Below are 12,377 nucleotides of genomic sequence, written 5' to 3'. Positions count from 1 at the left end.
TTATTACTTTCTTTTATAAAATGATAAACCGAAAATATATCCGATACAAACCAATGTTACCACAAAACCAGCCATTAATGAAAAGATATCTGCTACAGCACCAAAAATCAATGGTACAAATGCACCTCCAATAATTGCTGTTACCATTAAACCCGAAATTTCATTGCTACGCTCAGGCATTGCATCGATTGTGATAGAAAATACCAAAGGAAAAATATTTGCAAACCCTAATCCGATAAGGAAAATAGAAACAAATCCAATAACTGCAGTTGGAGCGATATATAATCCTAAAATACCAAGCATGGCTATTACAGTTGTCACCTTCAAAAATCTTGTAGGAGACATCCAGTTTAGAATAACTCCTCCTAAAAATCTACCTGTCATTAAAGCCAGAAAGAAAAACAAAGTTCCCCATAGCCCTAATTCCTTAATGTCATAATTGAACTGATGCGCTAAATAATTTGGCAATTTTGCACTCATACTAACTTCAGCTCCTACATAAAGAAAAATAGCCAATACCATAAAAAACACATATGGATTTTTAAGCAAAGCTAATACAGAACCAAATGAAGCAGGAGTTGCTGCATCATCCTTTTGTTCATCAATCTTAACAACATACAAATAGATTACTGCAATTAATAGAACCACAGAGTAAATTGGGAATAAAATTTTCCAATCTAAATTCCAATATTTAGCTGCCATAAGAGGGATTAATGCTCCAGACAAGGATCCTATTGCCTTAAAAAATTGTCCAAAAGATAAATTTCTGGAGTATTTTCCTTCTGGTGACACATCACGCATTATAGGGTTTCCAGCGACTTGCAGTAAAGTAGCACCTGTTCCTAGCAGTAATAATGCTCCTAATAATAATCCAAACGAGGAAAAATCTCCCAAAATTGGTAAAATCAAACCAATTAATGCAATTACCATTCCCAGCAACAATACAAACTTTCTACTTTTTCTATCTTGAAATAATGCCATTGGTACAGATAGTAATCCAAACATGATGAATCCCATGAATGTAACCAATCCAGCCATAAAATTTGTCAGCTCATAATCAGCTTGTAACTGACTGGTTAGAGGTCCAACAACATCACCAAAGCCCATACAAAGAAAGGCTAGGAAAATCGGTCCTGATTTTAAATAATTGTTTTTCATAAATAGTTAATTATAAACGTTCTATTAATTTTGGTTCTAATACAATTCTTTTGCTTATGTGTTCTTTTTCATTCATCACTTCCCCAAGAATATCCACGGTATAATTGGCTATCTTTTCAATAGGTTGAGCAACCGAAGTAACCTTTGGTTGGGAATAATCGAACAAATCCAGATTATCAAAGCTCACAAACCTTACATCCTCAATTTTTTCCTTGTGAAAAATATTCATTGCCCAAATCGCATGAGCAGTAATCTGGTTATTGGTGAATACAACAGCGTCTACTTGTTCATCAATCAAATACTGCAATTGGGCTTTGGTACTCTCTTTTAGATTATTGTTATCCACGATTCGAATCAAATGATCATCGATATCAATCTCATTTTCGCTTAAAGCTTCGCGATAACCATCGATTCGAAGTTCCAGAGAATAAACATTTGGCGTAATAGAAAGTAATCCTATTTTTTTAGATCCATGCTTGATTGCATTTTGGACTGCACCCTTCATTGCATTTTTATTCTCAACAAGAATATAGTTTCCAAAAAAATCAGGATGTTCCCTATCGAAAAACACCATTGGAAAACGTTGAGCTGCCAATGTATTTAACATCCCCAAATTTTCGAAGGAGGAAGCCAGAATAAGTCCATCAACCTGTCGGTTCACAAACATATTCAGTAGTAAATCTTCTTTTTCCTGTGTTTCATCGGTACTTCCAATGATTAAATGATATCCTTTATCTGCTAACAAATCTTCTATCAGGCGTCCAATTTTAGCATAAAACGGGTTAGATATATCGGGAATTAAATAGCCTATGGTATTGGTTTTCCCTTTTTTCAAACTTTTAGCAATCTGATTGGGCTGATAATTTACCTCACGAACGTATGCCAGTATTTTTTCTTGCGTTTTTTTACTGATATTTTTTTCATCCCCTTTATTATTCAAAACAAAGGAAACTGTTGTTTTTGAATAACCTAGCTCCTGGGCTATATCCTTTATAGATTTCTTTTTCAAGTTTTTTGCTTTTTACTAAACCGTTTTACTAAATCGATTTATCAAAAGTATGACATTTTTTGAAAGAATGAAAATTTTTATCCAAATCTCAGGTCAATTAAAATAGAAATCCCTCGAATATAAGATAAGCTTGTTTAAATAAATTGTATTTTTACCTATTGTCATGCGTATTTTCACACCTTCTGCCTGATTAAATCAAATAAAAATAGACAGATGAAAAACGAAAAGATTTGTGTTATTGGATGTGGTAACCTTGGTAAATCAATCGCCAAAGGATTATTAGAACATGAAGATTTTAATTCTGAAAATGTTATTGCAACCAGAAGAAAGCTCAAACTAATAGAAGATTTAAAACCATATGGTGCAGAAATTACCTCAGATAATCTTTATGCAGTTAGGAACTCCAACATCATTTTAGTGGCCGTTAAACCCTATAATGTTGATAAGATCATTAACGAGATTAAACCTGAAATAAAAGAAGGCAAGCACATTTTGGTTTCATTGGCTACTGGCTTAGGCACCAATGAAATATCTGAGATGTTGGATTATAAAATTCCTGTATTTAGAGCTATGCCAAATATTGCTGCAGATATTGGAGAATCTGTCACCTGTGTTTGTGGAAAAAATTCTTCGTCCGAACATACCCAAAAGGTAAAATCTATTTTCGATGCAATAGGTGAAAGTTTAATCATTAATGAAGAATTAATGGAGGCTGCTACAATACTGGGAGCCTGTGGTATTGCATTTGTTTTTCGTTTTATTCGTGCTATGATTCAGGGAGGTATTCAAATTGGATTTGATGCAAACACAGCCAATCAAATTGTTTCTCAAACCGTAAAAGGTGCAGCCAAAATGTTACAGGAAAACAGCAATCATCCTGAATCGGAAATTGACAAGGTTACAACACCAAAAGGTTGTACAATTGTTGGATTAAATGAAATGGAACATCAAGGATTCTCCTCTTCACTAATTAGAGGAATTGTTACTTCATTCGAGAAAATAGAAAAGTAACACAAAAAGTATTCTTGTAGTAAAAAATAAAGCCATTCTGTACGAGAATGGCTTTTCAGTTATTTTACAAGGAGTAATTTTCGTTTTAATATCTCACCATCCACATTCATCCTAAGAATGTATATTCCGGCTGAAAGTCCCTTTAGGTTAAACTCCAAAGTATTACTAAAACTTGATACAATTCCAGTCTTAACTTCCATACCTGTATTTGAATATACGCCCCAACTTATTTTAGTATATATAATTTTGCTAAGGTCAACCGTAAATTTATCTACAGATGGGTTTGGATAAACCGACAAAAGCTTGTCATAATTCATTTCAATTTGTTTTGAAACACTGGTACTTCCACAATCATTTGTACCTGTCAAACTCACAGTATATTCTCCATAGTTAAGATATTCATGGCTTGGACTAACTTCATCTGAGGTATTGGCATCTCCTAAATTCCAGGTAAAAGAATCAAAGTCAACTGATTGATTAATCAATGTTAATTTTTTATTTTGTATTGAGTAATCAAAACTAAGCTTTGTTAAATCAATAACTTTTACATCTCTACTAATTTCAATATCCACACCATTTGACCTATAGATAAGCTGTATTGTCTTATTTCCCACTGTATTGTAGGATACATCATGAGGCCCAGCTCCAGCAGCTTGACTTGGTGTAGCACCTTCACCAAAGTCCCACAACATATTTTCTACTCCTTCATTAACGATTGCTTCAACGATAAAATCATTACCAACACATTTACTACTGGCATTAATTTTAAAAGATGGATCATATCCGTTTAAAGTTTCCACTCCCAAATTCAATGGATCCAACCAATGTTTTAACTGTTGGTTGATATTAGAGTAATTTGCCCAACTCGATGAAAATTTTGCAAAGTAATCATTAACAGAATTGCTGCAATTTGCATCACCACCTGTTAAATCACCAATAATTCTATGGTTTTGATCAAAAAGAGGTGAACCAGATGAACCTCCTTCAGTAGTTCCTACTTCCCAATCTAAAATTTGCCAGCTTGTATTCTCATCAAAAGTGTATCGAGCATCCGAATATGTAGCGCTTACAGGAGGATTAATATCAATCGAAATCTTTTTAACATCTCCACTTGGATGATGAATGCATGTTGTATTCACTGGAATTGTTCCTGACCTATCCCATCCTGCATAATAAGGAGAATAAGATAAAGGTGGTTGTACAGATAGCTCTAGCAAAGTAAAGTCTAAATTTGATGTTGTAGCTCTTAAAGTTGATCCAGAAATTGATTGAGATCTCTCTCCATCATTTGTTCCACACCCAGAGTTTTCGTAATTAAAATAGAAAATTGCTGCATCAGCAACTTCCTGTTCGTGCATTACATGATAAGCAGTTAACAAATAAGGCGTTCCATCCTGTCTGGTATTATTAATTAAAGCTCCAGATGCAATCCACCCATTGTATAAAATATGACAAACCGATCTTTTTTCAGTTTGCCAACCATTTCCCTCAGGGCAACTTATATCCACATTACATCCGCCGGATGCCTTTACATTACTCCCTTTTAGCAAGTTGAAAATATTTTTATAATCATGTAGAATTGTTTCTATAGACAATTCAGCAGAAAATTCAACTTCTGAAGGTTCTATATATTCAATCGTAAGCTCATCACCCTTTAAAGGTTCAATAGAAAATTTACCTGATTTCTTATTATTTTCATAAGTATAAGAACCTAATACCTTAGTGGAATGATCATTGTAAACAAATAATTGAGCTCCAAATGGTATTCTAAATTCCGAAAACTCCAGTCCCAAAGAATAAGCTCCTTCCGATTTTACTGAAAATCGCCAAACTTTTCTACCATCGTTTAACTCTTCCCATACTCCATCTTTTTCAATACTATAATCAACATCGAATGAATAGGCATACTGATCATGCTTTAACCTTACTCCATACTTACCATCACTTTCTATGGCTGATTTCGATATTGTATTAAATTTTGGAAGCTTAACCAACTTTGGCTCAATTTTAGACTTCGCGTTTTTAAATAATGGCTCTCCACCATGAGAAATTTGTGCTTTTACAGCAATTGAGAGAAATAATAGACTTAATCCAAGTCCTGATCTGATTAGTTTAAATATCATGAGATTTATTATAGAGATTCTCAAAAATAACAATTATGCTGATAAAGTCAATCCGCAAAAGCATATAGTCACCCTAATTAATACCCATATTCGATAATTATCTTAAAAGAATATTATCAGGATAAAAGAGGTCACACTTTATTCCAAAAAATTAATTAAATTTGATTAACAAATATTGAAAACCTAATTACACTCTATGAGCACAGACACTTTTAACTGGTCTAAAAAAACCATTCTAATAGCTGAAGATGTTGAATCAAATTATCTGTTTTTGGAAGAGGTAATTGGAAGAACAGGGGCTAATATTCTCTGGGCTACGAATGGCCAAAATGCCATTGAAATGTTCACACAAAACGATATTGATCTAATTCTTATGGACATACAAATGCCATTACTAAATGGATTTGATGCCACTAGAGCAATAAAGAAAATAGATCCTAAAGTTCCGGTTATTTCACAAACGGCATATGCAATGGCTGAAGACAGGGGAAAAAGCATCGCCGCAGGTTGCGACGATTACATTTCAAAGCCAATTTCAGGTCAAAAGTTATTAAGTCTTATAAATAAGTACCTTTAAATAAAAGTTAAGCTTACATCTTTTAAAAACTTTTCTTCGAGTAGACTTACAATCTTTTTTACTACGGTTCTTCTAATTTCAAGTTCTACAGGCAAACTAGGATCTTGATGAGCAAAATTAATACGAGTACCCGATATAATTGAAATTTTATCGCTCTGCAACAAATAATGCACAATTTGATCTGCCGGTCCATCTCCCAGATCATAATCGATGGTATATTCTTCCAAAATACGTGCAACTTTTCCGATGGTAAGAATTCCTTCGGTAACCAAGTTGATTCCTTCCATATATGAAGCTGGCGGTAATTCAGGATCTGTAATTTTCATACCTGCTGCAAATTTCAAACTCAATTCTCGAGCAAGTATTTCAGCAGTAGTACCTCCACATATAATTTTCTTCCCTTTGAAGTGATAAACACGCATTGCATATTCAGAATCTTTATCCTCTTCAAATGGTGGTCCAGTGCATATTAATAGCTTTCTTGGCTCTCTGTAATAAATTACACCTGCACTGGTATCATCTTTGGGTTCATCATTATCATTTCGGGAAGCTTTCTTCACCAATTGCAATCCTAAATTTCTAGCAGATATAAATGGAGTTGTTCTTACAATATTCTTCACGTAATTCAAAGCATTCTCATGTCCCCAACCAAATGGCAACTCTCTACTTCCCATCCCCGATTGCATGATACCATCAGACCAAAACAAGACCCTATCTTCTTTTCGTGCGGTAAACGAACAAGTTCTTAACTGTTTTCCTTGATTTTCTTCACTATCAAGAGTTATGGTTCTCCAACCTGGATCATAAACCTCTGCTCCCCGCATAACAACACAACAAGGATTATCAAACTCTATAATCTTAGTTGTTCCATCATATTCGATATCAATTACGGTAAAAGTAGAATAACTGACCTTACGAACACTGCAAACAGGAAGGGTATTCATTATAATCTCGGCAATAGATATTACATCCTTATGCTCCGCAGTAAAATTCATTGCCATGGAAGCCGTAAGTGTTGCCAATACATTAGCTTTTACACCACTCCCCATTCCATCACTTAACACTGCAATTGTTCTGTTTTCTTCCTTTATTCTTCTAGAAAGAAAAACATCACCACAAATCATATCTCCATGATGGAATAATTGTTGACAATCTATGTCGATGTGAAATTTATCTTCCATTATTCTAAACTTTCTTTATCACCTGGAGTGTGAGATTTGATAATCGAATTCATTAATTTCTCAGTCTTAGAGGCACTTTCCCCTAGTAAAAATGCGATTTGCTGAACCGTTTGAAGGTTTTCTTTAATTACAGCTCTTGCCCTACCGATCACCTCTTCTTTTCTCACTTCAGGAGCATATAAATCACGGATAATTCCACCTACAATTTTGTTTTTCTTAATCGTAAACACCGATACATTAAAAAGCGCATTGCCATAATGTACATCTTTATTCAAAATATCTTCACCATTAAGAATAACTGTTGAAAATAGCTTATGAAACGGAATCAATTTCGTTAAGTCGGCATCAACCAAACCAGGAATAATTTCACTTAGCATTCTTGCTTCATCACCCAATAAATTCACAAAACTGGTGTTGGATTCAATAACCTTCAGATTTTCATCCACTATTACAACTCCCGAAGGTAATTTTTGCAGCATGGCAGATACTGTTTCTGAAGCTTCCTGAGCAATAACTCTTTCTTCATTGGCTATCCTCTCCGATTCTTTTAGCGCAGTTTTGGTATGTGAAAGTTTAGAGTTTGTAATATTGAGTTCTTTGATCACAGAATTCATATTCTTAATGGTATAGGAAGAACACATTTCATAATTTGCCAAACCTTGACATTTTGCAATGGCAAATTCACGGCACGACTCATAACCACATGAACCACAACCCAATTGGTCTTCAACCTTCTCTTTTCCCATTTCAACAAGAACCTCATGCACCTCATCTTCCGATGGAGTTGGAAGATTTTGTCCTCTTGATTTAAAACCTCGATTAAGATCTAAATTCTTATATTCATCAATCTCCTTCTGCCATTGTTCCTCGTCAAAAGTCTTTAATCTCTTTCGCACATATCTAATAACTTGAGATCTTCTTGAAAACTTACGCCCCCCAGCAGAAGCTCCCGGTCCCATAATACAACCTTCACAATAAAATAAATCCAAATGCTGATTTAAATTATGCTGAGTTTTAAATTCATTGATAGAACGCAAGAAGTTATTTCTTCCTTCAGTACTAATAATTCCTCCATTTAACATGCTAACATCAATATCAGCAGCTTGAAACAAACCATGACTAATTGGAAACAGTCCTCCCAAACGAGCAAATGGAGGATCAAATTCAGAAAACTCTACTGAATTTTCCGTAATATCATATTCTTTAAATAATTTTCGGAGTTCAACAAAACTGAGTACTGCATGAATATCTCCATCCGAACCATTAAAAAACTTCACATCATTTTTACTTGCAACGCATGGCGATAAAGAAACAACCTTTGTATTCTTTCCATATTTCTTATGTACAACCTTTGCCATTGCCACATTTGGAGGTACAATAGGAGCAAGATTTTCAACCAAATCGGGATGGAAATTCTCCACTTGATTTACTAGTGCAGGACACTTGGTTGATATGTAGTATTTCCCATGGAAATTATCGAAAAGCTTCTTGTATTTATATGCAACCAAATCTGCTCCAAACGCAGCTTCAACCACGTAATCGAAACCCAAAGCTCGAATCATTCCTACAAAGTTTCTATAATCCAGAATATCATCGAATTCACCAGAAATACTTGGATCACAAATCGCAACAACTGGATCGTTACCACTCAGTAATATTTTAACCTGATCTTCGGAATTACGATATTCGATCGCATCTTGAGCACAAACAGTCACACAATTTCCGCACCCAATACATCTGTTTTCAATGATATGGGCATAATCATTCTCAATTTTTATCGCTTTGGCAGGACAAACACGAATGCAAGTATAACTAAGATTACACTTGTCCTTATTGGTTAGGATTAAAGGCATAATACGGGAGTTTTAGGGTTGGAAACTAAAGCATAAATTAAACAAGGCCAAAAACCCCATTTAATATTTCAATTACGCCTTCCGGATCAATCTCTTCGTATAATTCATCATCAATTTTAAGAATTGGTCCTTTAGCACAATTGCCCGTACAAAGTTCTCCATGAAAGAAAACCTTATCTTTTAATTTATTCTCTTCTAAGTATGTATTAATTGCTTTAAGTGCTTTACCATTCCCTCTTGAAAAGCATGAGCTTCCCAAGCAAATGGTGATTTCAATTTTCTCAGCCATCTAGTTTGTTGTTTTGTTATCTAGTACAGTTTAAATATAGCTAAGATCTACTTCTTTTAAAAACTTTTCCTCAAGCAAGGCAACGATATTCTTAACAACGGTTCTTCTAATTTCCAATTCAACAGGAAGTTTAGGATCCTGATGTGCTACATTGATCTTGGTTCCATTAATGATAAATATCTTGTCACTCTCGAGTAGGAGTTTAACAATTCTATCGGCAGGACCATTTCTTAGAACCGTATTTTGGTTGTAATTGCTCAAGATTCTATGCACCTTTCCCAAGGTCAATATCCCTTCGGTTACCAAATCTACTCCTTCGATAAAGGAAACCGGAGGCAATTCACTATCGCAAATATTTAAATCAACCTCTATTGGCTTTTGCAACTCTCTTGATACAATACCGGCAGTTGTTCCTCCGCATACAATTTTTGTTCCCTCAAACTCACTCATTTGCTTTACCAGCTGCACATCTTTCGATTTTTCGTAAGGAGGTCCTGTACAAATCATCAAATTACGAGGTTCGCGGTAATATAACACTGCACAGGATGTATCATCCTTAGGCTGATTACTATTGTTTGCACATGCTCTTTCTACAATATCATTTCCCAAGCGGCGAGCCGAAATGTATGGCTGCTTTCTAATCAAAGCTTTTGCAAACTGATCCACATTCTCCATTCCCCAACCAAATGGCAAACGTTTGGTTCCCATCCCCGAATTCGTAACTCCATCGGAACAGAATATAATTCGGTCTTCCTTTTGCGCTTTAAATCGATATGAATAAAGTATTTTCCCTTTATTAGCCTCTCCTTCAGGATGCAATTCTTCACATTCAGGCTTATAAGACTCCAGGCCCCTTAATATCAAACAATCGGGATTATCATAGCTAATAATCCTGGTGTCACCATCACACTCAATCTCTACAATGGTAAAGGTCGAATATCCAGCTTTTCGCTTGCTACAAACAGGCAAAGTTTTCATGATTACTTCTGCTGCCTTTCGGATATCCTTGTTCACCTTCATGTAATTCAAAATCATTGATGATGTAAGTGTAGCCAATACATTGGCTTTTACACCACTCCCCAATCCATCTGAAAGAACAAGTATGGTTCGGCCTTCATCTTTCAGCTTTCGCGACATAAAAACATCACCACAAATCGATTGGCCCACCTGATTTCTCTGCTGACATTCAACCTCTATGTAAAAATTATCTTGCATATCCGTTCAGCTTTAGCTTTGTTTTTTTATTCTGCTGGCTTATAAAATTCCACAATCGAATTCAGCATTTCCTCGGTTTCCGATGCATTTTCTCCAAGTAAGTATGCAATCTTCTGCACCGTTTCCAGATTTTTTCGGTTTACAGTTTTTGCTCGATTCACAACCTCTTCCCTTTGGATGTATGGTTGAGACATATCTCTAACAATTGCCCCAACAATTTTATGCTTATGGATACTAAAAATACTTACATGCAGCATTTTATTGTCATGTTTTATGTCTCGTTCCAAATTATCTACCCCTGTTGCTAAGGCAGATGCAAACAGCTTATGAAATGGAATTATCTTTTTCAAATCAGCATCAACCAAACCAGGTATGGTTTCATAAACTTCTTCAATTTCTTCGCCTAGTATTCCAGCAAAACTTTGATTGGCCTCTATAATTTTTAACTCATCATTTACAATTACAACACCCGATGGAATTTTACGCAGTAATGCTGAAGATTTATCCTGTGCAATTTTCCTCATATACGATACGCACATATTTGGTTCTGAACGATCCTCCAAATATGCCTCTGCAAATTCTCTACATGAATTGTATCCACATCCCCCACAATTGATTTCATCTTTATCAGAATACTTACCAATCATGGTTAAAGCCTCTTTTATACTATTTTCGGAATGCTCATATTTTGGAATTGGCGAAATGGAATCGAAATTACGCTGAATGGAAAAATCGGTATTCAAAACAGCTGCTTCATCCGAGTCCAATTTATTAATTACCTCCAGGCGTTTAATCGCCGTAGAATACTCTTTCTCAGCACCTGGACCATTTACACATCCTCCCTCGCAAGCCAATAACTCCAAAAATAGTTTGTTGGTTTTACCATATTTGTTTAAATCGCTTAAAACATTTTTAATGTTTCCAATGCCCGAGAAAGTCATGTAAACCGCATCAGTAGCACTAACATTTTGCTTTATTCCCATGATCATTCCACCATCAATTGGATACAAGATGCCACGTCCCGCTTTGCCAGGAATAAAACTATTATTCACCTTATCTTCAGGAAACAAATATGGATCCAGATTTTCCTCTTCCAACCAATTCTTCAAATCAGTAAAAGTTAAGGATGCATCCAATAATTCAGGAAACTCATCACTTTCTGCTTTCTTGGCAATACATGGCCCTATAAAAACAACTTTTGAATCAGGAAATTTTTCCTTTAAGTACTTGGCATGAGTTAACAAGGGAGATAAAAATGGTGTAATATTCTGCTTAAATATAGGATAATGCTTACAAATCATTTCCACTACCGAAGGACAAGCAGATGAAATATAAACTCCATTCTCACCACCATCTACATAACTAGCTACATGTTTTGAAACCTCCTGTGCTCCAAGTGCCGTTTCCGAAACTTCAGCAAAACCTAATTCCTTAAGTGCTGAAATAAACTGATCATCTTTTAGATTCGGAAATTCGGTTACAAAAGAGGGAGCTATGGAAACAATAATATGATCTCCTCGATTAATCATTGCCTTCACTCGCTTCACATCGTCGCGTACTTTTTTTGCATTTACAGGGCATATTTGTGTACAAGTACCACAATAAATACAATCGTTATGAAGGATCTGGGCTGAATTATTCACTACTTTAATTGCCTTTAAAGTACATTCTCGTATGCACTTGTAGCAATCCTGACAATCGTTCTGTTCTGTATAAACTGGCTTTAATACATCCATAAGATCTAATTGTAATCACGTATCTCATTTAGCTTCTACAAAGTTCAATATTTATGTTACCGATAAGTCTAAATACTATCTGTTTGGGAACACATCTAAACAATTCATACCTATTTTAAATAAGGGAACTCACAGACTTTTTGCTTTATACAATTGACATCAAAATATCATTCTAAATAGCAAGTAAAATTTAGCTTAAAATTGATTCATTTACGGACAGAAATT

The 12,377-nt window shown here is 35.0% G+C and carries 10 protein-coding genes; 2 read left to right on the top strand and 8 right to left on the bottom strand.

The window, feature by feature from the left end; all coding sequences use genetic code 11:
- Positions 1-3 precede the first annotated feature (3 nt).
- Together BXY64_RS08690 and BXY64_RS08685 are read right to left on the bottom strand one after the other, a co-directional pair.
- Positions 4-1,158, bottom strand: a complete 1,155-nt coding sequence (locus BXY64_RS08690) for an MFS transporter (RefSeq protein WP_120239486.1) — start codon at positions 1,156-1,158, stop codon at positions 4-6.
- Positions 1,159-1,168: 10 nt separating this feature from the next.
- Positions 1,169-2,167 (bottom strand): LacI family DNA-binding transcriptional regulator, encoded by a 999-nt coding sequence (locus BXY64_RS08685; RefSeq protein ID WP_120239485.1) that lies wholly within the window; start codon positions 2,165-2,167, stop codon positions 1,169-1,171.
- A 213-nt stretch (positions 2,168-2,380) separates the two neighbouring features.
- Here BXY64_RS08685 and proC point away from each other — a divergent pair, with 213 nt between their 5' ends.
- Positions 2,381-3,178 (top strand): pyrroline-5-carboxylate reductase, encoded by a 798-nt coding sequence (proC, locus tag BXY64_RS08680; protein ID WP_120239484.1) that lies wholly within the window; start codon positions 2,381-2,383, stop codon positions 3,176-3,178.
- A gap of 59 nt (positions 3,179-3,237) precedes the next feature.
- On the opposite strand, the gene BXY64_RS08675 is transcribed toward proC, so the two are convergent.
- On the bottom strand, positions 3,238-5,301 hold the full coding sequence (locus BXY64_RS08675) for a T9SS type A sorting domain-containing protein (protein WP_120239483.1): 2,064 nt from the start codon (positions 5,299-5,301) through the stop codon (positions 3,238-3,240).
- Between the two features lie 196 nt (positions 5,302-5,497).
- On the opposite strand from BXY64_RS08675, the gene BXY64_RS08670 reads away from it, so the two are divergent.
- Positions 5,498-5,878, top strand: coding sequence for a response regulator (locus BXY64_RS08670; protein WP_120239482.1), 381 nt, complete (start codon positions 5,498-5,500; stop codon positions 5,876-5,878).
- Here the strand turns inward: BXY64_RS08670 and BXY64_RS08665 are convergent.
- Genes BXY64_RS08665 through BXY64_RS08645 form a run of 5 tightly spaced genes read right to left on the bottom strand, consistent with a single transcriptional unit; the run spans position 5,875 to position 12,152 of the window.
- Positions 5,875-7,059 carry a SpoIIE family protein phosphatase gene (locus BXY64_RS08665; protein ID WP_120239481.1) on the bottom strand — a complete coding sequence of 395 codons (1,185 nt, stop codon included), beginning with the start codon at positions 7,057-7,059 and terminating at the stop codon, positions 5,875-5,877. The two genes, BXY64_RS08670 and BXY64_RS08665, sit on opposite strands and share 4 nt — an antisense overlap.
- On the bottom strand, positions 7,059-8,912 hold the full coding sequence (locus tag BXY64_RS08660; RefSeq protein WP_245996623.1) for a [Fe-Fe] hydrogenase large subunit C-terminal domain-containing protein: 1,854 nt from the start codon (positions 8,910-8,912) through the stop codon (positions 7,059-7,061). Before BXY64_RS08660 ends, BXY64_RS08665 begins: the two co-directional genes overlap by 1 nt.
- Before the next feature lie 37 nt (positions 8,913-8,949).
- Positions 8,950-9,201: an NAD(P)H-dependent oxidoreductase subunit E gene (locus BXY64_RS08655; protein WP_054720008.1), complete on the bottom strand. Its 252-nt coding sequence runs from the start codon at positions 9,199-9,201 to the stop codon at positions 8,950-8,952.
- Between the two features lie 30 nt (positions 9,202-9,231).
- Entirely contained in the window at positions 9,232-10,416 is a 1,185-nt protein-coding gene (locus BXY64_RS08650; RefSeq protein WP_120239479.1) for a SpoIIE family protein phosphatase, read from the bottom strand.
- 26 nt (positions 10,417-10,442) lie between these two features.
- On the bottom strand, positions 10,443-12,152 hold the full coding sequence (locus tag BXY64_RS08645; protein ID WP_120239478.1) for a [Fe-Fe] hydrogenase large subunit C-terminal domain-containing protein: 1,710 nt from the start codon (positions 12,150-12,152) through the stop codon (positions 10,443-10,445).
- Between the last annotated feature and the right edge of the window lie 225 nt (positions 12,153-12,377).

This window comes from Marinifilum flexuosum (assembly GCF_003610555.1).
Taxonomy (GTDB): domain Bacteria; phylum Bacteroidota; class Bacteroidia; order Bacteroidales; family Marinifilaceae; genus Marinifilum; species Marinifilum flexuosum.
The sequence above is the reverse complement of the archived record's forward strand: the minus strand, read 5'-3'. Positions and strand labels throughout refer to the sequence as shown.

Excerpts from the sequence above, each read along its gene's own strand:
- proC (WP_120239484.1), top strand. The coding sequence starts at position 2,381 with ATGAAAAACGAAAAGATTTGTGTTATTGGATGTGGTAACCTTGGTAAA.
- BXY64_RS08650 (WP_120239479.1), bottom strand. The coding sequence starts at position 10,416 with ATGCAAGATAATTTTTACATAGAGGTTGAATGTCAGCAGAGAAATCAG.
- BXY64_RS08690 (WP_120239486.1), bottom strand. The coding sequence starts at position 1,158 with ATGAAAAACAATTATTTAAAATCAGGACCGATTTTCCTAGCCTTTCTT.
- BXY64_RS08665 (WP_120239481.1), bottom strand. The coding sequence starts at position 7,059 with ATGGAAGATAAATTTCACATCGACATAGATTGTCAACAATTATTCCAT.
- BXY64_RS08675 (WP_120239483.1), bottom strand. The coding sequence starts at position 5,301 with ATGATATTTAAACTAATCAGATCAGGACTTGGATTAAGTCTATTATTT.
- BXY64_RS08670 (WP_120239482.1), top strand. The coding sequence starts at position 5,498 with ATGAGCACAGACACTTTTAACTGGTCTAAAAAAACCATTCTAATAGCT.
- BXY64_RS08645 (WP_120239478.1), bottom strand. The coding sequence starts at position 12,152 with ATGGATGTATTAAAGCCAGTTTATACAGAACAGAACGATTGTCAGGAT.
- BXY64_RS08655 (WP_054720008.1), bottom strand. The coding sequence starts at position 9,201 with ATGGCTGAGAAAATTGAAATCACCATTTGCTTGGGAAGCTCATGCTTT.
- BXY64_RS08660 (WP_245996623.1), bottom strand. The coding sequence starts at position 8,912 with ATGCCTTTAATCCTAACCAATAAGGACAAGTGTAATCTTAGTTATACT.